The sequence below is a fragment of the Streptomyces sp. YIM S03343 genome (genome assembly GCF_054729195.1).
The window spans coordinates 363,039-384,053 of the sequence record NZ_JBPUKX010000002.1 but is presented as its reverse complement, the minus strand read 5'-3'; the positions used below and the strand labels follow the sequence as shown (position 1 = coordinate 384,053).

Genomic DNA, 21,015 nt, shown 5'->3' with positions numbered 1-21,015 from the left:
AGGCCGGGAGTCCGGGGGAGGACGGAGTGGAGCGTGCGGTGGCGGACGGCTCGGACCCCGTGGCGGCGGGTGGTGCGCCCTGTGCGGCAGGCGGTGCGTCCCGCGCGGGGGCCGACGGTGCCCGGCGGTCTGTCGGGGACGGGTAGGAGGTGGGTGTCATGCGGGTGCTGGCCACCGCCGGGCATGTCGACCACGGCAAGTCCGCCCTGGTCCGGGCGCTGACCGGTATGGAACCGGACCGGCTGGAGGAGGAGCGGCGCAGAGGACTCACCCTCGACCTCGGCTTCGTGTGGACAGGGCCCGGTGCGGACGGTGAGCCGCTCGCGTTCGTGGACGTGCCCGGGCATGAGCGGTTCGTGCCGACCATGCTGGCCGGGGTGGGGCCCGTGCCCGCGGTGCTGTTCGTCGTGGCCGCCGACCAGGGCTGGCAGCCCCAGTCCGAGGAGCACCTCGCCGTCCTCGACGCCCTCGGCGTGCGCCACGCCGTCCTCGCGGTCACCCGCAGCGACCTCGCCGACCCCGGACCGGTACTCGCCGACGCGGCGGAACGGCTGGCCGCCACGTCGCTCGGCGCCGTACCCACTGTGGCGGTCAGCTCCGTCACCGGTGTGGGGCTCGGCGAACTGCGCGCCGCCCTCGACCGGGTGACGGCGGCGCTGCCCGCCCCGCACGCCCACGCGGACGTACGGCTCTGGCTGGACCGGGCCTTCACCGTCCCCGGCCACGGCACCGTCGTCACCGGCACCCTCGCAGCAGGCACCCTGAGGACCGGGGACCGGCTGGTGAGCGGCAACGGTACGGCCCTGCGGGTCCGCGCGCTCCAGTCCCTGCACGAGGACCGGCGAGAAGTGGGCGCCGTTGCGCGGGTCGCCGTCAACCTGCACGGCCCCGGTGCCGGGGACCTGCGCCGCGGCGACGTCCTGCTGACCCCCGATCGCTGGCTGACCACCCGCCTCGCCGACGTCCGGATCACCGGGGAGCCGGTTGCTGACCTGCCCCGGAGCGTCACCCTGCACATCGGAACCGCTGCTGTCCCGGTGATCGTGCGCCCCCTCGGACAGGACACCGCCCGTCTCACGCTCGCCCGGGAGCTGCCCCTGCGGGTCGGTGACCGCGCCGTCCTGCGCGAACCGGGCGGACGGCGCACACCGTGCGGCGTCACCGTCCTGGACGTCCGGCCGCCACTCCTCGCCCGGCGCGGCGCCGGACGCGCCCGGGCGGCCGACCTAGCGGCGATGACGGGCGTTCCCGACGGGGCGGCGGAGCTGCGGCGGCGCGGGCTGGTCCGGTGCCGTGAGCTGCTGGCCATGGGCGTCCCGGCGCCGTCGGCGCCCGTCACCGGGGACTGGCTCGCCGACCCCGTCCACTGGACGGAGCTGCGCGAACGCCTGGTCAGCGAGGCGGCACGCCATGCGGAGGAGCACCCTCTCGACCCCGGCCTGCCGACCGAGGCCGCCCGTCGCCGGCTGGACCTGCCCGACCGCGCGCTGGTCGACGTCCTCGTGCGGGACACCCCAGCGCTGACCCTACTGCGCGGACGGCTCTACGGCGTCGACAGCTGCCCGCGACCGACCCTGCCGCCCGCCGTACGGGCCGCCGTAGACGCCGTACGCCGCGACCTGACGCGGGCCCCGTTCCGCGCCCCGGAGGCCGACCGCCTCGCCGCCCTCGGCCTCACCCGGCGTGCGGTGGCCGCCGCCGAGACCGCCGGGGAACTGGTGCGGATCGCCGACGGCATCGTGCTGCTGCCCGGCGCCGAGGCCCACGCCGCCGCCGTACTCGCCCGGCTGCCGCAGCCGTTCACCCTCAGCGAGGCCCGCCGCGCCCTGGACACCACCCGCCGGGTCGCCGTACCGCTGCTGGAACGCCTCGACGCGCGCGGGTACACGCGACGCCTCGACGAGCGGCGACGGCAGTGTCTGGCCGGCGCGGGGAGCGGAGGCGGACGGGAATCGAACCCGCCTGCCCGAGATCCTCGGGCACCTCGGTTTTGAAGACCGGGAGGGCCACCAGGCACCCACACGCCTCCACCGACCGCCAGGCTAGTTCCCCCGGAGACCCGCATGACAACGACCCGCCAAGCGCCCGTACGGCTCACACAGTTCGCCCACGGCGGCGGGTGCGCCTGCAAGATCCCGCCCGGCGAACTGGAGGAACTCGTCGCCGGACTCACGGCCCGCCCACCCGCCGGAGCGGGCGCCCCGCTGCTCGTCGGCCTCGCCACCGGCGACGACGCGGCTGTAGCCCTGCTGCCCGGACAGCCCGGCACCGCCGTGGTGTCCACCGCGGACTTCTTCACCCCCGTCGTCGACGACCCCTACGACTGGGGCCGCATCGCCGCCGCCAACGCCCTGTCCGACATCTACGCGATGGGCGGACGGCCCCTCCTCGCCGTCAACCTCCTCGCCTGGCCCCGCGACCGGCTGCCGTTCGACCTCGCCAGGGACGTGCTGCGCGGCGGACTCGACGTGGCCGCCGAGGCGGGCTGCCCTGTCGGCGGCGGACACAGCGTCGACGACCCCGAACCCAAGTACGGCATGGCCGTCACCGGACTGGCCGACCCGGCCCGGCTGCTGCGCATCGACACCGGACGACCCGGACTGCCGCTGTCGCTGACCAAACCGCTCGGCCTCGGCGTGCTGAACAACCGCCACAAGGCCACCGCCGAACGGTTCGAGCAGGCCGTCGCCGTCATGACCGCCCTGAACCGCGACGCCAGTGCCGCCGCCCTGGCCGCCGGGGCACGGTGCGCCACCGACGTCACCGGCTTCGGCCTCCTCGGCCACCTCCACAAACTGGCCCGTGCCTCCGGAGTCACCGCCGTGCTCGACACCGCCGCCGTGCCGTACCTCGACGGCGCCCGGGAGGCCGTGCGCGACGGCTACGTCAGCGGCGGCACCCGGCGCAACCTGGACTGGGTGACGCCGTACACCGACTTCGGCGACACCGGCCCCGGCACCCGGCTGCTCCTCGCCGACGCACAGACCTCCGGCGGGCTGCTCGTCGCCGGGGAGGTGCCGGGGGCGCCGGTGATCGGGGAACTGGTGCCTCGCGGGGAGTGGTCGATCATCCTTCGATGACATGGGAGCTCCCGCAGGCCACGGCACTCCCGCCCGTCAGAGCCCCGTCCCGGTGTGCTCGTCGATGCCCGCACGCCTCCGGTAGGCGCGCACCAGCTCCAATGCCGCCGGTCCCCGGGGCCGCCGCCCGCGCAGGATGTCGACGGCGAACGCCTTGGCCTCCTGGATGTGCACGTTGGGGTCGAGGGACAGATGCAGCAGCTCGTTGGCCGCGTCGCCGGTGCTGTAGCCGTTCGGGCCCCAGTGGTACGGCAGCCCGACCTGCTGCAACCTGCGTCCCTGCACGGTCAGCGGTGCCATCCGGTCGGTGACCAGCACCCGGGCCTCCACGACGCCCCGCGCGCTGACGATCGTCGCCCAGCCGGTGTGCTCCAGACCGCGCTCGGCGGCCAGCTCGGGCGACACCTCGCAGAAGAACTCCGGCTGGAGCTCCGCCAGATAGGGCAGCGTGCGGGACATGGCGCCCGCCGTGTGGTGCTCGGTGAGCCGGTAGGTGGTGGCCACGTACGGGAACACCTCGGAGCCGGGCTCGGTGCCGCTCGGCTGGTACCGGTTGTCCGGATGCGGCGGCAGCAACTGCCGTACCGGATTGCGCTGCTGCCCGTACAGCAGGTTCGGGAACGGCGAGTCCTGCGGCTCGTAGTGGGCGGGCAGCGGGCCGTCGGTGAGGCCGGAGGGCACATACAGCCATGCCTTGCCGTCGGCCTGCATGACGAACGGATCCGTGCCGGAGAGGGCGTCGGCGCCGGTCGCGTCCGGCGGGGGCCGGTACTGCGGTGCCCTGTCGGCGGGGAAGTCGGGCACGTCGTGGCCGGTCCACCGCTGACGCTCGGCGTCCCACCACACCAGCGCCTTGCGCTCGCTCCAGGGCCTGCCGTCCGGGTCGGCGGAGGCACGGTTGTAGAGGACACGCCGGTTGGCGGGCCACGCCCAGCCCCACTCGGCAGCCACCCAGTCCTGCTCCCGGCCGGGCCTGCGCCGGGCGGCCTGGTTGACGCCGTCGGCGCGGACGCCGCAGTAGATCCAGCAGCCGCAAGCGGTGGAGCCGTCCGCCGCGAGCTGCGTGTACGAGGACAGCGGACGGCCTTCGGCGTCGTGGCCGTTGATCTCGGCGAGCACGGCCTCCGCGTCGGGCTCGTCGAACCGGCCCTTCACCGGATAGTCCCAGGTCAGGTCCAGGACCGGCCGGTCCATGGGGTCGCTGGAAGCGGCAAGCCGCGTGCGGACGAGCCGCCCCAGGTGGTAGGTGAACCACAGTTCGCTGCGGCATTCCCCGGGTGGATCGACGGCCTGGTCGTGCCACTGGAGCAGCCGCTGTGTGTTGGTGAAGCTGCCGTCCTTCTCGGTGTGCGCCGCGGCGGGCAGGAAGAACACCTCCGTGCGGATGTCCTGCGTGCGCAGCTCACCCGTCTCGATCTCGGGGCCGTCCCGCCACCAGGTGGCCGACTCGATCAGGGAGAAGTCCCGTACGACGAGCCAGTCCAGGTTGGCCATGCCCAGCCGCTGGAGCTTGGCGTTGGCGCTGCCGACCGCCGGGTTCTCACCCAGCAGGAAGTAGCCCTTGCACGTGCCCTCCAACTGGGCCATGACCGTCTCGTACGTGGAGTGCGACCCGGTCAGCCGCGGCAGGTGGTCGAAGCAGAAATCGTTGCCGGCCGTGGCGGCATCGCCCCAGTACGCCTTGAGCAGGCTGACCACATAGGCGCGCATGCCGCCCCAGTAGCCCCCGCGGGCCGCGCCCGCCCGCACGAACTCGTCCAGCCCCTGGTTCTGATGGGCGTGCGGCATCGGAATGTAGCCGGGGAGCAGGTTGAACAGGGTGGGGATGTCCGTGGAGCCCTGGATGGAGGCGTGCCCGCGCAGCGCGAGGATGCCGCCGCCGGGCCTGCCGATGTTGCCGAGCAGGCTCTGCAGGACGGCCGCCGCCCGGATGTACTGCACACCGACCGTGTGCTGCGTCCAGCCGACCGCGTAGGCGAACGCCGTCGTCCGCTCCCGCCCGGAGTTGGCGGTGACCAGCTCGCACACCTGACGGAAGAGGTCCTGCGGCACCCCGCAGATCCGCTCGACCGTCTCGGGGGTGTAGCGGGCGTAGTGCCGCTTGAGGACCTGGAGGACACAGCGCGGATGCGTCAGCGTCTCGTCCCGCTGGGCCACGCCCTCCCCGATGTCCGCGCCGCCGGAGCCATGGGCCTCGCCGCGCGCCGCCTCGGTCACCGACCTGCCGCCGCCGGTGCGTGCCTCGGACTCCTGGTCGCGCTCCCCGGACGCCGACTGCGTCTCCATGCCCGCGTACTGCCAGCTGGAGTTGTCGTAGCTGCGGTGCTCCGGGTCGAGACCGGAGAAGACGCCGTCCAGGTCCTCGGTGTCGCGGAAGTCGTCCCGCAGGATCACCGGCGCGTTGGTGTACGCCACCACATAGTCACGGAAGTACAGGTCGTTGCTCAGGACGTGGTTGATGATGCCACCGAGGAAGGCGATGTCGCTGCCCGCGCGCAGCGGTACATGCACATCGGCCAGGGCACTGGTGCGGGTGAAGCGCGGGTCGACATGGATCACCTTCGCCCCGCGGGCCTTGGCCTCCATCACCCACTGGAACCCGACCGGATGGCACTCGGCCATGTTCGAGCCCTGGATCACGATGCAGTCGGCGTGCTGGAGGTCCTGCTGGAAGGTGGTCGCGCCGCCGCGTCCGAACGAGGTTCCCAGACCGGGAACGGTGGAGGAGTGTCAAACACGCGCCTGGTTCTCGATCTGGATCGCTCCCAGCGCCGTGAACAGCTTCTTGATCAGGTAGTTCTCCTCGTTGTCGAGCGTCGCCCCGCCCAGGCTCGCGAGGCCGAGGGTGCGCCGGGTCCGGGCGCCGTCGACCTCCCACTGCCAGCCCGCGCGCCGGGCCGCGATCACCCGGTCGGCGATCATCTCCATCGCGGTGCCGAGATCCAGACGCTCCCATTCCGTGCCGTAAGGACGCCGGTACAGCACCTGGTGCTCGCGGGCGTCACCGGTGGTCAGCTGGAGACTCGCCGCCCCCTTGGGACACAGCCGGCCGCGCGAGATGGGGGAGTCGGGGTCGCCCTCGATCTGGGTGACCCGGCCGTTCTCGACGTAGACGTTCTGGCCGCAGCCGACCGCGCAGTACGGGCAGACCGACTTCACCACCCGGTCCGCGCTCCTGGTGCGCGGCGTCAGCCGGGCACTGCGCCCGCTCTGCGCGGCGGCCCCGCGGCCCAGCGGGTCGGTCCCGGTGAGCTGGCGGTAGACCGGCCAGGCCTCGATCCAGGTGCGTACGCCCATGGGGTCGTCCCTCCTGTTCGGTCACCGCCGCCCGGATACCCGCCGGGCAACGGCTGAAACGACTTAAGCCTCTCCGGCGTTTGAGGAGCGGGGGCCCGGGGGCAGCGCCCCCGGGGACGGGAACGGGAAGGGGCGGCGGGGGCGAGAACACCCTCAGTCCTCCCCCGCCCGCAGCCGTTCCCGCTGCGGTACGACCGTGTACTTCGGGTCCTCGGTGGAGGCGACCCCCGCGCGGAACACGCCGAGCCGCAGCGCCGCCGACCCGAACAGCAGCGCGGCACCGGCCACCGCGGCGAGGGCCCGGCCGCCCCGGCCACCCCGTCGGCCCGCGACCGCCGCCAGGACCGCGCCGCTCGCCGTGAGGATCCCCGCGCCGCGCACCAGGACGCGTGTCCGGCCCACGTCGTACGGCTCGGCGGCCAGCCCCATCCGGCGCCTCATGAGCCGGAAGGCGCCCAGTTCGAGACCCGCTCCGAGCAGCGCCATCCGCCGCGCGGGCCCCGCCTGCCCCGGCGGTGTGGCCGTGAGCGCCAGACCCGCTGCCGTGGTGGCGGCCGACCCGGCGAAGACGAACGGCATCTCCCGGCGGCCCTCGTGCCAGGACGGCACCGCCGTGTCCGAGACCAGAACAGCGGTGTACGTGGCGACCAGCGGGCCGAGCGCGGCGGACGTGACGGTGGCGGCGGAGCCGAGGGGCCGGTACCGGCGGGTGACGTCGCTCGCCGCGGCGGCCAGTGCCGCGGGGGCGTAACCGGCCAGCAGCCAGGAGCCCATGTTCATCGGTGAGGTCGGTTTGAACACACGCAGCATGTTGAGGAAGCGCTCGGGCCTGCCCAGGTCGTGGACGAGCGCGGCAAGCGACAGCGACACGGCGCCCGCCGCCCCCAGCTTCGCCGCCCGGGCCAGCGCCGGACGCCCTGTGGCCTGGCCGCCGGCGGCCAGCAGTGAGGAGCCGCCCGCGAGGCCGCCGAGGTAGAGGTAGCCGCCGATGTCGAGGGGCTTCCAGGTGGGTCGGTGCAGGATCGGCCGGCCGTAGTACGAGGAGAACTCGGCGTCTGGCACCATGAGCCGCTCACCGCGTCCGCGACGGCGCCTGCGGTGCCCGGTGCGATCTCCGATGGGGGCGTCCCGGCCGGGAGCGGGGGAGCCGTGAGGGCTGTGAGAGCCGTGGGAGCCGCTCATCGCCGCCTCCTCGCACCGCCGGTGACGAAACTGGTCACGGCCAGCGCGGCGAGCGACACCGCTGCAGCCGCCGCGTGCCGCCACATGTCCGGCAGGTCCCGGATGGTGACGACCGGGTCCGGCGGCAGGCCGTACACCTCCGGCTCGTCCAGCAGCAGGAAGAACGCGCCGTCGCCGCCCACGCCGTCACCGGGGTCCGCGCCGTAGAGGCGCGCGTCGGTGGCACCTGCCGCGTGCAACTGGGCCACGCGGCCCGCCGCCCGCTCCCTCAGCTCCTCCAAAGGGCCGAACTGGATGGACTCGGTAGGGCAGGCCTTGGCGCAGGCCGGTTCCATGCCGTCGCCGAGCCGGTCGTAGCACAGCGTGCACTTCCAGACCCGCCCGTCGTCCTTCCGCTGGTCGAGCACGCCGTAGGGGCAGGCGGGCACGCAGTAGCCGCAGCCGTTGCAGACGTCCTGCTGGACGACGACGGTGCCGAACTCGGTGCGGAACAGGGCGCCGGTGGGGCACACATCGAGACAAGCGGCGTGGGTGCAGTGCTTGCACACGTCGGAGGACATCAGCCAGCGCAGCTCGGTACGGCCGTCGGGGGCCACGGGGGAGATCTCCCCGGCCGGGACGTCCGACGGGGCCGCGGGCGGCGCGGTACCGAGATGTGCGGCGGCGGCGAAGACATCCGTGTCCATCATGTCCACGTCCTCGCCGCCGTGGGGCACCCCCGGCTCGTGCCCGCCCAGCGGCGGCTTGCGCTGCTCGACGAAGGCCACGTGGCGCCAGGTGTCGGCGCCGAGGCCCTGCGTGTTGTCGTAGGACATGCCGGTCAGCAGCAGGCCGTCCTCGGGGATCGCGTTCCATTCCTTGCAGGCCACCTCGCACGCCTTGCAGCCGATGCACACGGAGGTGTCCGTGAAGAAGCCCACCCGCGGTAGGGCATCGGCGTAGCCCACCGCGCCGACCCCACCGCGCTCCCGCTGCCCCCGGCCCCCCTCGGCTGCGCTGTCGCCGCTCATGGCCGGACCTCCTCGCTACCGGGCCCGGCTCGGGTGCCCCGGACACGGCACCGGAAACGCCTCCGCGGCCGTCAGTGCCCGGCGGAATCCTGGAGCATGGCCAGGGTCAGCACGCCGCCGCCGATGCCCCAGCTGCCGTCGGGGACCTCCTCGACCAGGACCAGGGTGGTGGCGCGGGCGCGTTCGCCGTAGATCTCGACGTACAGCTCGGTGGCGCGGGTGACGATCGTCTCCTTCTGCTTCTCGTCGAGGCTTCCGGCGGGGACCTTGAAGTTCGCGAACGGCACGGTGGTTCTCCTGGGTGTGGGTGGTGATCGCGCCTCGGTGGCGCCGGTCGCCGCCCAGCGTGGTCCGGCGGAGGCGCCCCAGCCAGGGCCCTGCGCACCCTGGGGTTGCCGTCCCCTGGTTCGGGTCGGTGCGGGCGGGCGACGATGGGGGCGTGAACCATTCCGCACTCGCCGCGTTCCTCAAGTCCCGACGCGACCGGATCCGGCCGTCCGACGTCGGCCTGCCCACCGGTCCCCGGCGCCGGGTGCCGGGCCTGCGCCGCGAGGAGGTCGCACAGCTCGCGGGACTGAGCGCGGACTACTACACCGAGCTGGAACGCGGACGCGGCGCACAGCCCTCGGCACAGGTGCTGGCCGCGCTGGCCCGGGCACTGCGGCTGAACGGCGACGAGCGCGACCACCTCTTCCACCTCGCCGAACGCCCCGTCCCGCCCGCCGCGCACGGCCCGACCGCGCACGTCGAACCCGGTCTCCTCGGCCTCCTGGACCAGCTCACCACCACCCCCGCCCAGGTCATCACCGACCTCCACGAGACTCTGGTCCAGAACCCGCTGGCCGTCACCCTCATCGGACGACCCCCGGCGACCCGCGGCCCAGAGGCGAGCCTCGTGTACCGCTGGTTCACGGCCCCGGAGTCCCGGGCCCTCTACCCGCCCCCGGACCACCCCCACCACTCCCGGGTCTTCGTGGCCGACCTCCAGGCGGTGGCCGCCCGACGCGGCGCCGACCCCGAGGTGAGCCGCATGGTGGCAGCGCTGCGGACCCGCAGCAAGGAGTTCGCCGACCTCTGGGACACCCACGACGTCGCCCTGCGCCGAACCGACCACAAACGCATCGTCCACCCGGCCCTGGGCGTGATCGAACTGGACTGCAACAGCCTGTTCAGCGAGAACGGCCGCCAGCGCCTCCTGTGGTTCTCAGCGCCACCCGGCACAGAGGCCGCGACCCAGCTCAGCCTCCTGTCGGTCATCGGCACCCAGAACATGACACCGACCTCGCCCGCCTGACAGCGCCTCGCCTGCTCGGGTGCACGACCTCTCCCGATCAGCCGCGCCGGACGAGCCGTTCCTCCGGGAGCGTCAGACAGTGACCGGCGTCTGTGCCGGGCTGAGGTAGTGGACGGCCGTCCTGCCGGCGTGGGGGCCGAGGAGGTTCTGGAGTTCGGTTGCGGCCGTTTTCAGGAGGTGGCCGTCCCGGGTCGCGTGGAGGGTTTCCATGATGAAGGCGACGTGGGTGGAGTCCTCGGTGACGCGGGTGCGGTGGGCGTCGCGGTGGTTCCAGTGGCGGGTGAGGACGCCGGTGGTGTCGGCGTAGATGATCTCGCCCGGCTTGGGCGTCTCCACGGCGTCGGGTTCGCCGAGCGGGGTGAAGGACTCGGTGCCGTCCGCGTACCGGATGTCGACGTCGCCGGTGACGTGGTCCAGGTCGAAGGCCCCCGCGGGCAGACCGTGGCGGACGGAGACGGTGTTGTACGAGTCGACGGCCGGGCTGATCCGCGGCAAGCTGCCCCGCTTGGCCAGTCGGCGGCCGAGCGCGTCGACGCTCGGGCGGATGCGGCGCGGGTTGGTGCCGAAGGAACGGTAGGCGGTGTGCCACGCCTCGATACGGGGGTCGGTCTCGTCGGCGGGCTGCCAGCTGCCGTCGGCGAGCTGCCGCTCCAGGTCCGCCAGGGCGGCGTCGGTGCCCGGCCAGGGCTCGTGCCCACGCAGGCCCGTGGCGGTGACCAGGGCGATCAGGGTGTCGGGAAAGGCGTCCGCCACGGCGGGTGCGATGCGGAAGTCGTGCATGTGCGGGGTTCCGTCTTCTCTGGGAATGCGGCTACGATTGGCCATTGGAATGACCTCACGGTACAACGGATCGACCGACCTCAGTCAACCGAATGACTGGACGGGGCAACCGAATGACCGAGCGTTGCAATCGAACAGCCATAGCTGCGAGGACGGTGATCAGGTGGCCGAGATGGCCGACACGGCCATGACCCTGCGGACGGTCGCGTACAACGTCCGGACGGCCCGCGTCCGCGCGGGACTCTCCCTGGAGGAGCTCAGCAGGCGCGCACAGGTCAGCAAGGGTGCCCTGGTGGGCCTGGAGAAGGCTCAGGGCAACCCCAACCTGGCCACCCTCGTCCGGCTCGCCGACACCCTCGGCATCTCGGTGTCCGCCCTGATGCAGGGCCCCGCCGAAGGCCGCGTCCGGGTCGTCTCCGCCGACGCCGTGGCGCCGCTGTGGACCGGCGAGGAGGGCGGCGAGGCCCGGCTGATGCTGACGACCTCCGGCCCGGCCCCGGTCGAGGTCTGGCGCTGGCGGCTGGAACCGGGGGAGGAGTACCCCAGCCATCCCCACCAGGCCGGAGTCGTGGAGACCGTCAGCGTCGTCGCCGGCCGGATGACCCTGGTCGTCGACGGCGCCGAGTACACCGTCGGCGCCGGGCAGACCGCGACCTTCGACGGTGACACCGCGCACGCCTACCGGGGCGCGGGCGACGGGACCTGCCACCTGATCATGACCGTCCACCTGCCGCCCGGCCCCGGCCCCGCCACCGCACCGTGACCCGCCACCGCACTGTGACTCGCCCGCGCACCGTGAGCCGCCCCCCTCGCGCCCACTCGCGACTCGACGGAGCCCCGGCTCAGTTCCCCACGCCCAGGCCGGACATGAACGCCGCCGGATAGCGGTCGCCGCGCGCGGAGCCGAGCGGCACCGCCTTCTCGATCCCGGCCAGATCGTCCGCCGACAGCTCGACCTCCAGCGCGGGCAGCGCCTCCGCCAGCCGCTCGCGGGTGCGGGCGCCGACCAGCGGCACGATGGTGTCGCCCTGCGCCGCGACCCACGCGATGGCCAGCTGGGCCACCGTGCACCCCTTGGCCTCGGCGACACGGCGCAGTGCCTCCACCAGACCGAGGTTGTGCTCCACGTTCTCGCCGGCGAACCGCGGGCTGAAGACACGGTGGTCGCCGGGACCGGCGCTGTGCCCGGCCGACCAGTGCCCGGAGATCAGACCACGGCTGAGGACGCCGTAGGCCGTCATGCCGATGCCGAGTTCCCGCAGCGTGGGCAGGACCTTCGCCTCCACCGCCCGCGAGATCAGCGAGTACTCGATCTGGAGGTCGGAGACCGGGTGCACGGCGTGCGCGCGGCGGATCGTCGCCGCGTCGACCTCCGAGAGACCGAGATACCGTACGTACCCCGCCTCGATCATCTCCTTGATCGCGCCCACCGTCTCCTCGATCGGTACCTCGGGGTCCAGCCGGGCGGGGCGGTAGATGTCGATGTGGTCGGTGCCGAGCCGGTTCAGCGAGTAGGCGAGGAAGTTTTTCACCGCCTCGGGACGGCAGTCCTGGCCGCCGTAGCCGGGCACCGGGCCGCTCAGCATGCCGAACTTGACGCTCAGCCGGTAGCCGTCCCGGTCCCGGCCGCGCAGCGCCTCGGCGAGCAGCAGTTCGTTGTGGCCCATGCCGTAGAAGTCACCGGTGTCGATCAGCGTCACCCCGGCGTCCAGCGCCGCGTGCACGGTGGCGATGCTCTCCGCGCGGTCCGCCTCGCCGTACGCCCCCGACATCCCCATCGCGCCCAGGCCCAGCGCGGAGACGGCGGGGCCGGAGGTGCCCAGGGTCCGTGTCCGCATCGTGTTCGCCGACGTCATCTTCTCGAACGTCATCGTCTTCTCCAGGATCGTCGAACCGTCTTCGCCGACATCGTCAGAACCGTCGTGGATCTTCTGTCCACCCCCACCCTGCGCCGATGCGGCCGCGCCCGGGAGTGGAGCGTTCATCCTGGGAGTGCCGCTCCCTGGATGGGCCCGGAGACCGCGAGGGACCATGGGGCCATGCAACGCGACCAGCTCGCCGACTTCCTGCGCCGCCGCCGCGAGGCCATCCGACCGGCCGAGGTCGGCATCGCCGACGGTCCGCGCCGCCGTACCGCCGGCCTCCGCCGGGAGGAGGTGGCGATGCTCGCGGGCATGTCCGTGGACTACGTCGTACGCCTCGAACAGGGCCGCAGCAGCCAGCCCTCGACCCAACTGCTCGGGGCGCTGGCCCGGGCGCTGCGGCTGTCCGACGACGAGCGCGACCACCTCTTCCATCTGGCGGGCCACCAGCCGCCGCCCGCCGACGGGGTGGCCCGGATGGCCCGCGCCGGTCTGGTGCGGATGCTCGACCTGCTCGGTGACACCCCGGCCCTGGTGCTGTCCGACCTGGGCGAGGTGCTGGCCCAGAACCGGATGTCCGTCCTGCTGACGGGCGACCACACGCACTTCTCCGGCGACGACCGCTACCTCGTGCACCGCTGGTTCACCGACCCCGCCGCGCGCGCCGCCGGCCCGCGCGAGGAGCACGATCGCCACGCCCGTCAGCTGGTCGCCGACCTGCGCGCCGCGGCGGGCCGCCGCTCGGGCGACCCCGAGGTGGCGGGCCTCGTCGAGCGCCTCCTGGCAGCGAGTGCCGACTTCCGTGGCCTGTGGGCCGAGCACGAGGTGGCGGTCCGCCGCGCCGACCGCAAGGTCTTCCTGCACCCGAGGGTGGGCCGCCTCGTGATGGACTGCGAGACCCTGATCACCCCCGACCAGCGCCAGGAACTCCTCGTCCTCACCCCGGCGGACGCCGAGTCGCGTGAACGCCTGGAACTCCTCCGGGTCCTAGGGCCTGTCCGGCGGATCATGCCGGAGACGCGGGGGCCGGCACGCACATCTGCGGCGTTGTCGTCGGTCGCCGACTCCCCCGAGTTCTCGGCTGCGCTCGAACAGGGGGGACCCCCATCGCGTCGACTCCCTCCTCCGCCTTGCAGCTGCACGCACCAGCCCCCGCTCACCCGGGTTGACGGGTACCGTCGGTTTCCTCCGACTTGATCCGCCGGACAGGCCCTAGGGCGTGTTTCGAAAGTCCCGCCTGCCCTGCGACGCCTGGCACGCACTCCCCCAAGCTCTGACGAGCAGGGGGTGCCCCCGGCTGTGTTGTCGGGATCGCCCACGTACGCCCAGTACGAGGGCGACCCTCCGCCTTGCGATCGCACGCACCAGACGCCGCAGGGTCCGCCCTTCGGGCGGCCGGCGCTACTTTCGAAACACGCCCTAGCGTCGAGGAGTTCCCGACGGGGGCGCAGGACACCGACGTACGGTGAGCCCGGCAGGGGCCGGTCACGCAGAGGGGGAGGACATGGACGTCCTGGGTGTGGATGCCTGTGGCAAGCAGGGGTGGGTCGGGATCGGGCTCGCGGGCATTGCGTACGCGGGGAGTCTGGTGGATGTGCGGCTCGACCGGCTGATCGAGCGGGCCGGTGACGGGGTGCGGGTGATCGCGGTGGACATGCCGCTCGGGCTGGTGGAGAAGGGGTGGCGGGCCGCCGACCTCGCGGCACGCGGTCTGCTCGGGGTACGGCGCAGCAGCGTGTTCCTCATCGCGCCCCGGCCGGTGTGGGACGAGCGGGGCTACGTCGCCGCCGCCGACCGGTGCCAGGAACTCACCGGGAACCGGCTGACCCGGCAGGCGTGGGCACTGGCCCCGAAGCTGCTGGAGGCCCGGGACTGCTGGGCGGCCGACCGGCGGATCCACGAGGTGCACCCCGAGCTGTCCTTCCGGGCCCTGGCGGGCGGGATGCCGCTGGCGCACGCCAAGAAGACCTGGCGCGGGCAGCGGCAGCGATCCGCCCTGCTGGCCGGGGCAGGGATTGCTCTCCCGGACGAGCTCGGGGAGGCCGACCGCGTCCCCGTGGACGACGTGCTCGACGCCGCCGTCACCGCCTGGTCGGCCCACCGGATCGCGAGCGGTGTCGCGGAGCGCGTGCCCGAGGCACCCGAGACGGATGCGGAGGGGCGCGTCGTCGAGATCCGCTACTGACCGGCCTGGCAGCCGTCAACTCCCCTACTGGCCTGCCGCGTTGAGCAGGTCGAGCACACTCTGCTGGCAACCGTAGTCGCTCGTGCCCGTGCCGCCGTTCCAGTGCGGGCCGTACTGGTCCAGGGGGTTGCGATCCTTGGCGTAGGCCGCGTCCGCCCAGCGGTCGAGAGTCGTCGCGTACGGGTGGTCGGTCAGCTGGGCGTCGAGTCGGCCCAGGCCACGGACGTAGGCGCCCTTGAAGGAGGGGCCGTCGCCCGTGCAGCCGTCGGACTCGCCGGGCTCGCGCAGCACACCGTCGGTCTGGAGCCTGACCGTCGATGCATCGGCCAGTTGGCGGGCGGTAGTGAGCAGGGCGCTGTCGCCGGTCGCCCGGTACAACTCGGTGAGACCGCCGAGGACCACGCCCTGGTTGTACGTCCAGGTGGTCTGGCCGTTGTTGGCGCAGGCGTCGGTGAGACCGTCGTTGATCATGCGATCGCCGTTGATCATGCCGCTCTGCCGGAACCACGCCCATTCGTTCTTCGCCCGGTCCAGATAGACGCTGTCGCCGGGGATCCGGTTGTGCAGCGCCGCGTTGATCTGGAGGAAGAGTTCGTTGGTGATGGCGTTCTTGTAGGTCTTGTTCTGGTTCCAGAGCACTCCGCCGCCGCAGGTCGCCGTCCAGTAGGCGTTCATGTGGTCGGCGTCGGCGCGGGCGGTGTTCAGATAGCGGCTGTCCCCGGTCGCGTCGAAGGCGGCGATCCAGGCAAGTCCCCACCAGCCGGTGTCGTCCAGATAGTCGTTGGTGAAACTGCCGCCCTGGGCGCCGATGTTTCTGTCGTAGGTGGAGGCGATCGTGTACAGGTAGCTCGGCATTCCGCTGACGCGGGCGTTGTCGAGGACGGCGGTCAGGGCGTTGGCGGCGGTCCACCAGCCGTTGCCGCCGAAGAGACCGGTGCCCCGGTCGTACGACATCATCAGCGCGGTCGCCGCCGCGGTGCCGCGGCTCCAGGCGTTCCAGTTCACCCGGGCCCAGGCGGTACAGGTGATCTCCGGGCGGTCCCCGGCCTTGCCGCAGGCGCGCAGCGCCCCGACACCGGTCGTGTTCCAGTCGTCGACGTTGTACATCAGGGTGCGCCAGCCGCGGAAGCCCGAGGGGATTGTCGTGTCGCCCAGCCTGCTGCCGTCGGACCAGGTGCGGCCGCCGTCCCAGCTCCGGTCCAGCCAGACCTCGTCGCCCGGGCTGCCGTTGTCGATGGAGGCCCAGCCCATGACATCGTTGTCCGAGAGGTGCAGTTGTACGGTGCGGCCGTAGAGCGTGCTGGTGACGGGGGCACGGTCCGAGGTGGCCGCGGCGGGGTCGCGGGTGTCGCAGTACTTGTTGCAGATGGTGGCGGTGGCTGCTGCGTTCGCGAGCGGCGGGGCGGCCAAGGTGAGCAGCGCACCCAGTAAGGCGGTCGCCGTTGTCACCGCTGCTGTGCGGCGCTTGAGTCTGCCGAGCACTCTCCACCTCCGGTGGTCGGGTGTGCGGAATCTGGTACGGACCAGGTCCGAGAGCGCTCTCAGGGTGCTCGCACGGTAGGAGACATGTCAATCACTCGGGCGGGCGCGGCTGGTCTGTCGCTGTGAGCGATGCCGGGTGTCTGCGGATCAGCGCTGATTCAGCGGGCCTTGCACGGCTGCTGTTTCTCAAGTGATGCCGTGTGGCCGGAGATCAGTTGCTTCATGGCCGTCTCGTCGCGCCGGGCTGGTTTCGGCACCTTGATCAGTGTGCGAGGCGCCCGGGTGGTCCACCCGGGCGCCTCGCAGCGGGAGTTGTCGGCTCACGGTGCCGAGCGGAACGCGTTGCCCTCCGGGGTCAGGGTGGAGCCCGAGCGGAACAAGGTGGTTCCCGGGCCGGATTCCTCGGTGCCGAGGCCGAACCATGCGTAGCGCCGCAGGTAGGGCAGTCCGGCGAGCATCTTCGTGGCGGAGGTGAGGAAGGCCGCCTGTTCCGTGTCGGTGGGGTAGCGGGTGCCCTGGGAGAAGTCGATGAGGGCGAACTCGGTCAGCCAGATCGGCTTGTGGTAGCGCTCGTACACCGCGCTCAGATAGTTGCGCAGCTGCTGCACGGCGGCCTCGGTGCGGAAGTCGCCGCCGTACCAGTGCAACGTGATGAAGTCCACGCGGTACCCCCGCTGCTTCGCGCCGCTCATGAAGCGGTCCAGCCAGCCGCCCGCCCGGTCGCCGCCGTAGGCCACGGCGGGGCTGCCCAAGGTGTTCCCGGTCGCCTGCAATTGGGGCCACAGGTCGAGTGCCTGGTCGACCGTCATGTTCGACTGGGCGCTCATGTCCGGTTCGTTGAAGCCCAGCAGATAAGGGCCGGCTGCCTTCGCCTCCGACAGTGCCTGGGCGGTGACGCTCTTCGCACCCCAGATCATCGGCACGAAGTCCGCGCCGCCGGACGCCGCGATGCCGGGGTGGGTGGTGGACCAGGTGTAGTACCAGCCGGCGCCGGAGCGGCTCAGCCCGCCGGACATCCCGGAGTAGGACCAGACCGCGACTCCCTTCCGGCGGGAGGAGACCACCGGATCCGCGGCCGCGGCGGCCTTGGTGCCCGGTGAGCGCGACGCCCGGGTGGCGGATGCCGATGCCGACGGTTCGGACTTCTTCTTCGTCGCCGACGGGCTGGGCGACGCCGAGGGGGTGGGGGAGACGGTCTGTGCGGTGGTGGTGGGGGTGCCGGCCGCGGTGCGCGCGGCGGCGGCAGCTGCTGCCGAGCCGTTGGTGTCCTGGGAGTGCACCAGGGCGAACGCGGTGAGGACGACGGTCGCGGTCGCGACGGCCGCGGTGATCGTCCTGGCGTGCCCGGCACGGCCCGGTGCACGGCGCCGGGAGGCGGGCTGCCCGGCCGCGTGGGTGCCACGAGGGCGTATCGTCGCGTGCCCTGCGTTCCCGGGTTCCGGGACGTCGGCCGGCTGTCCTCCCGCCGCCGACACCGCCGGTGCGATCGCCGCCCATACGGCCTGGTGCAGACCGGCCGGCGGGACGAGCAGCGGAAGCCCCATGAGCAGGCGGCCCACGGGGACCAGCCGGTCCTGGCGCTCACCGCAACGCGCGCAGCCGCGGGCGTGCCGGGCGATCCGCTTGCGCCACAGCGGACTCGGACCCGAGTCCCACACCCGCGTCTGCTCGGACAGCTCCGGGCACGGCGGCTTGACGGCCAGTGCCCGGACGACGGTCCTGGAGACGTCGAGCTGCTCCTTGAGCCGCTGGATCCTTACGGCCGTGTGACGGCCGGACAGGCCGAGTGCCCCGGCAACCTCGGCCCGGTCCAGCTCACCGGTCTCCTCCAGCCACCACAGCGACAGCAGTTCACGGTTGTCCTCGTCCAGCCAGCGGGTGGCCTCCGCCACTTCCCGTCGGTCGTCGTCCAGTTGCAGCCGGAGGATGGTCAGGGACGCGAAGTCCGAGGCGGGATCGGGGAACTGCGCGGCGAGCTCCACGGGTTCGCGGGTCTCCCGGTCCTGAATGTGTCCTCGGATCCAGTCCCGTATCTGCCGCACGGTGATGGCCACCATCCACGATCGGTAGGACGAGGGGTTCTCCAGCCGGTCCAGGCCGCGCACCACCCGCAGCAGCGTCTCCTGCACGACGTCGTCGACGTCCTGGCCACCGTTCAGCGCGCGGCCGACGATGTTGTAGACCAGCGGCAGGGACTGCGCCACCAGCCCCTCGATCGCCCGCGGATCGCCCGAACAGGCGGCGGACACCAGGCCGGTGCCGGGATCTCGCCCGTGGTCTGTGCGCATGAACCGTCTCTCCCTCATCTCACGCCCCGTGGCATTCTCACGCCTGCGAAGGCCGACGCGGACCCGGCAGTCGTCCTACCGGCCCCACTACGGGAGACGCGGTGGGGCCGGTGGGACAACAGAAAACCCGGGAGAGATGCCGGTGGAGGTGCGCGGGCGGCTGCCACGACCGGGCGACGGGGCGTGAGCAGCGCAGCGCCCTGGTGCGGTGTTCGGGGTCCGAGTCCGGGTCTGGGTCCCGGTCGGGGGCTGCCATGCCCTTCAGGCGCTTGCGCAGCCCCGGTCTCACGCTCGCCGTCGCGGCTCGTCCAGATAGTGCAGTACCGCCGCCACCCTGCGGTCCACCCGGTCCGTCGGGGACAGGTCCAGCTTGGCGAAGATGTTGCGGATGTGCTTGTGGACCGCGCCGTCCGTCACCACCAGGCGTTCGGCTATGGCGCTGTTGCCCAGTCCCTGTGCCATCAGGGCGAGTACGTCGTGTTCGCGCGGGCTGAGGCGGTCCAGGCGGGTGTCGTGGCGGGAGCGGGTGAACAGCTGGGCGACGACCTCGGGGTCGATCGCCGTGCCGCCGCCGGCCACCCGGTGCAGGGCGTCGAGGAACTCCTCTACCCGGCCGACCCGTTCCTTGAGGAGGTAGCCGAGGCCGTCCACCCCGTCGGTGAGCAGCTCGGTGGCGAAGCTCTGCTCGACATAGGCGGACAGCACCAGGACGGCCAGACCGGGATGGCGCCGCCGGGCCTCGACCGCCGCGCGGATGCCCTCGTCGGTGTGGGTGGGCGGCATACGGACGTCGAGGACGGCCACATCGGGCCGGTGCTTGTCGATGGCGTCCAGGACCTCGTCGGCCGTCCCCGTCCTGGCGACCACGTCGATGCCTTCCGCGCCCAGCAGCAGGGCGAGCCCTTCGCGCAGCAGGGGATCGTCCTCGGCCATCACTATGCGCATGCAGGCAACTCGCTCGGCTGGCTAGGGCCTGTCCGGCGGATCATGCCGGAGACGCGGGGGCCGGCACGCACATCTGCGGCGTTGTCGTCGGTCGCCGACTCCCCCGAGTTCTCGGCTGCGCTCGAACAGGGGGGACCCCCATCGCGTCGACTCCCTCCTCCGCCTTGCAGCTGCACGCACCAGCCCCCGCTCACCTGAGTCGACGGGTGCCGTCGGTTTCCTCCGACCCGATCCGCCGGACAGGCCCTCGGTTGACGGGTCCAGCCGCAAGCCACGGCGCCCGTCGGCGGCACGGTCCGGGCGGGTGCCCGGGCGCGGTTCAGGTGCCGCACGGCAAGGTCGCGTCGAGGACCGTCGGCCCGCCCGGTGGGCTGGTCACGCGGAGTGTACCGTCGTGGGCCGCCACCCGGCGGCGGATGCCGGTGAGCCCGGTGCCGCCGTCCTCGTCCGCACCGCCCCGGCCGTCGTCCTCGACGCGCAGGCGCAGCCGCCCGCCCTCGGTACGGACGGTCACCGTGGCCCGCGTGGCGCCGCTGTGCTTGGCGATGTTCGTCAGCGCCTCGGCGACCACGAAGTACGCGGTGGCCTCCACCGACGCCGCGCAGCGCTGCGGTGTGCCGACGTCGGTGCGGCACGGCACCGCGCACTCGGCGGCCAGTCCGGCCAGTGCCCCGGCGAGCCCCCGGTCGGACAGCACCGGCGGCAGGATGCTGCGGGAGACGCCGCGCAGTTCGGCGAGCGCCTGCTCCGCGGCGCTCTGGGCGCGTTCGAGGAGTTCGTCGGCGCGGTCCGGATCGCGGGCGGCCATACGGCGGGCGGCGCCGAGCAGCACGGTGACGGTGACCAGCCGGTTCTGGGTGCCGTCGTGCAACGAGCGCTCGATACGGCGCAGTTCGGCGGCGTGGGCGTCGAGCGCGGCGGCGCGGGTGGCGGTCAGCTCGGCGACCCGCAGCGACAGGTCGGTGTCCGGGTCCGCCGCGAGGAGGGCGCGCCCGGGGCGGGCCTGGAGCCGCGCCATGCCGGGGGCGAGACCGAGGACCACGGCGATCCAGCCGACGCCGAGGAGGCTCACGGACAGGGCCTCGGGCCAGGAGTGTGCGATGCCGAATCCCAGGGACGTACTGGTCGTATCGGCGGGCGCGAACGGCCACACCAGCGGGAACACGATGTCCCGGACGGCGGCCAGCGGCAGGCACACACCGAGCATCCCGAGCGCGAACCCCGAGGTGGCGTGGCGCAGCGCCCAGCGCAGCTCCCGCCGGGTGGTGGGGTCGGCGAGGGCGAGCCGCAGCCCCGTAGGCGCGGGGTCCGGGGCGACGACCTCCGGTCCCAGGCGCGACAGCCGTTCACGCTCCCGTTCGGCCACCGCGTGCAGGATGCGTACGACGCCGGGTGCCGCGAGCAGGCCCACGCCCAGTGGCGCGGTCACGGCGGCGACCGCCATCAGGACCAGGACGGCCACCGCCGCCGCGGCCGTGCCGAGCCCGCCGACGAGCTGCGCGAGCGCCGACTTGGCCGCCCGCACGGTCTGTACGAGGACGTCACCGGGGCGGCCGGTGTCCTGCCCGGTCGCTGTCCGGGGCCACATAGGGTCCTCCACTCCGGTCTGC

The 21,015-nt window shown here is 72.9% G+C and carries 15 protein-coding genes, 1 tRNA gene and 3 pseudogenes; 7 read left to right on the top strand and 12 right to left on the bottom strand.

The features are described 5' to 3' along the window. Nucleotides 1-158 precede the first annotated feature (158 nt). Nucleotides 159-911: pseudogene (locus ACSYGN_RS37500) on the top strand (GTP-binding protein); the annotation flags it as partial. Nucleotides 912-1,526: 615 nt separating this feature from the next. On the opposite strand, the gene ACSYGN_RS37495 reads toward ACSYGN_RS37500, so the two are convergent. Beyond that, nucleotides 1,527-1,766, bottom strand: coding sequence for a hypothetical protein (locus ACSYGN_RS37495; RefSeq protein WP_460404646.1), 240 nt, complete (start codon nucleotides 1,764-1,766; stop codon nucleotides 1,527-1,529). Between ACSYGN_RS37495 and ACSYGN_RS37490 the strand changes: the two are divergent. Beyond that, nucleotides 1,689-1,901 (top strand): annotated as a pseudogene (locus tag ACSYGN_RS37490) (SelB domain-containing protein); the annotation flags it as partial. The gene ACSYGN_RS37495 and the pseudogene ACSYGN_RS37490 overlap by 78 nt on opposite strands. 35 nt (nucleotides 1,902-1,936) lie before the next feature. Here the strand turns inward: ACSYGN_RS37490 and ACSYGN_RS37485 are convergent. Further along, nucleotides 1,937-2,029, bottom strand: a tRNA-Sec gene (locus ACSYGN_RS37485). Nucleotides 2,030-2,063: 34 nt separating this feature from the next. Here ACSYGN_RS37485 and selD point away from each other — a divergent pair. Further along, nucleotides 2,064-3,080: a selenide, water dikinase SelD gene (gene selD / locus ACSYGN_RS37480; RefSeq protein WP_460404644.1), complete on the top strand. Its 1,017-nt coding sequence runs from the start codon at nucleotides 2,064-2,066 to the stop codon at nucleotides 3,078-3,080. A gap of 36 nt (nucleotides 3,081-3,116) precedes the next feature. On the opposite strand, the gene fdh is transcribed toward selD, so the two are convergent. From fdh to ACSYGN_RS37460, 4 genes are all read right to left on the bottom strand, one after another. Further along, nucleotides 3,117-6,377, bottom strand: coding sequence for a formate dehydrogenase (gene fdh / locus ACSYGN_RS37475; protein ID WP_460404642.1), 3,261 nt, complete (start codon nucleotides 6,375-6,377; stop codon nucleotides 3,117-3,119). Nucleotides 6,378-6,530: 153 nt separating this feature from the next. After that, nucleotides 6,531-7,442, bottom strand: a complete 912-nt coding sequence (gene nrfD, locus ACSYGN_RS37470; RefSeq protein WP_460404640.1) for an NrfD/PsrC family molybdoenzyme membrane anchor subunit — start codon at nucleotides 7,440-7,442, stop codon at nucleotides 6,531-6,533. A gap of 113 nt (nucleotides 7,443-7,555) precedes the next feature. After that, a complete protein-coding gene (locus tag ACSYGN_RS37465) occupies nucleotides 7,556-8,569 on the bottom strand; it encodes a 4Fe-4S dicluster domain-containing protein (protein ID WP_460404638.1) in 1,014 nt (337 codons plus the stop codon). Nucleotides 8,570-8,640: 71 nt separating this feature from the next. Continuing rightward, nucleotides 8,641-8,856: a tautomerase family protein gene (locus ACSYGN_RS37460; RefSeq protein WP_460404636.1), complete on the bottom strand. Its 216-nt coding sequence runs from the start codon at nucleotides 8,854-8,856 to the stop codon at nucleotides 8,641-8,643. A 152-nt stretch (nucleotides 8,857-9,008) separates the two neighbouring features. Between ACSYGN_RS37460 and ACSYGN_RS37455 the strand changes: the two genes are divergently transcribed. Continuing rightward, the gene (locus ACSYGN_RS37455; RefSeq protein ID WP_460404634.1) at nucleotides 9,009-9,863 is read left to right on the top strand and encodes a helix-turn-helix transcriptional regulator; all 855 of its coding nucleotides are present in this window, start codon (nucleotides 9,009-9,011) and stop codon (nucleotides 9,861-9,863) included. A 72-nt stretch (nucleotides 9,864-9,935) separates the two neighbouring features. Here ACSYGN_RS37455 and ACSYGN_RS37450 read toward each other — a convergent pair whose 3' ends face one another. Then, nucleotides 9,936-10,643 carry a B3/B4 domain-containing protein gene (locus ACSYGN_RS37450; RefSeq protein WP_460404632.1) on the bottom strand — a complete coding sequence of 236 codons (708 nt, stop codon included), beginning with the start codon at nucleotides 10,641-10,643 and terminating at the stop codon, nucleotides 9,936-9,938. Nucleotides 10,644-10,815: 172 nt separating this feature from the next. Between ACSYGN_RS37450 and ACSYGN_RS37445 the strand changes: the two genes are divergently transcribed. Further along, nucleotides 10,816-11,406, top strand: coding sequence for a helix-turn-helix domain-containing protein (locus ACSYGN_RS37445; protein WP_460404630.1), 591 nt, complete (start codon nucleotides 10,816-10,818; stop codon nucleotides 11,404-11,406). Nucleotides 11,407-11,485: 79 nt separating this feature from the next. Here ACSYGN_RS37445 and ACSYGN_RS37440 read toward each other — a convergent pair whose 3' ends face one another. After that, nucleotides 11,486-12,481, bottom strand: a complete 996-nt coding sequence (locus ACSYGN_RS37440; RefSeq protein ID WP_460405756.1) for an aldo/keto reductase — start codon at nucleotides 12,479-12,481, stop codon at nucleotides 11,486-11,488. Nucleotides 12,482-12,682: 201 nt separating this feature from the next. Between ACSYGN_RS37440 and ACSYGN_RS37435 the strand changes: the two are divergent. After that, nucleotides 12,683-13,498 (top strand): annotated as a pseudogene (locus tag ACSYGN_RS37435) (helix-turn-helix transcriptional regulator); the annotation flags it as partial. A 511-nt stretch (nucleotides 13,499-14,009) separates the two neighbouring features. Then, complete coding sequence (locus ACSYGN_RS37430; RefSeq protein WP_460404628.1) at nucleotides 14,010-14,690, top strand: DUF429 domain-containing protein; 681 nt, start codon at nucleotides 14,010-14,012, stop codon at nucleotides 14,688-14,690. A 24-nt stretch (nucleotides 14,691-14,714) separates the two neighbouring features. Here ACSYGN_RS37430 and ACSYGN_RS37425 read toward each other — a convergent pair whose 3' ends face one another. The 4 genes from ACSYGN_RS37425 to ACSYGN_RS37410 form a co-directional block, all read right to left on the bottom strand. Next, complete coding sequence (locus tag ACSYGN_RS37425) at nucleotides 14,715-16,139, bottom strand: glycoside hydrolase family 76 protein (RefSeq protein ID WP_460405754.1); 1,425 nt, start codon at nucleotides 16,137-16,139, stop codon at nucleotides 14,715-14,717. 353 nt (nucleotides 16,140-16,492) lie between these two features. Further along, complete coding sequence (locus tag ACSYGN_RS37420; RefSeq protein WP_460404626.1) at nucleotides 16,493-18,460, bottom strand: sigma-70 family RNA polymerase sigma factor; 1,968 nt, start codon at nucleotides 18,458-18,460, stop codon at nucleotides 16,493-16,495. Nucleotides 18,461-18,745: 285 nt separating this feature from the next. Next, complete coding sequence (locus tag ACSYGN_RS37415; protein ID WP_460404624.1) at nucleotides 18,746-19,405, bottom strand: response regulator transcription factor; 660 nt, start codon at nucleotides 19,403-19,405, stop codon at nucleotides 18,746-18,748. Between the two features lie 319 nt (nucleotides 19,406-19,724). Continuing rightward, nucleotides 19,725-20,993: a sensor histidine kinase gene (locus ACSYGN_RS37410; RefSeq protein ID WP_460404622.1), complete on the bottom strand. Its 1,269-nt coding sequence runs from the start codon at nucleotides 20,991-20,993 to the stop codon at nucleotides 19,725-19,727. Nucleotides 20,994-21,015 lie beyond the last annotated feature (22 nt).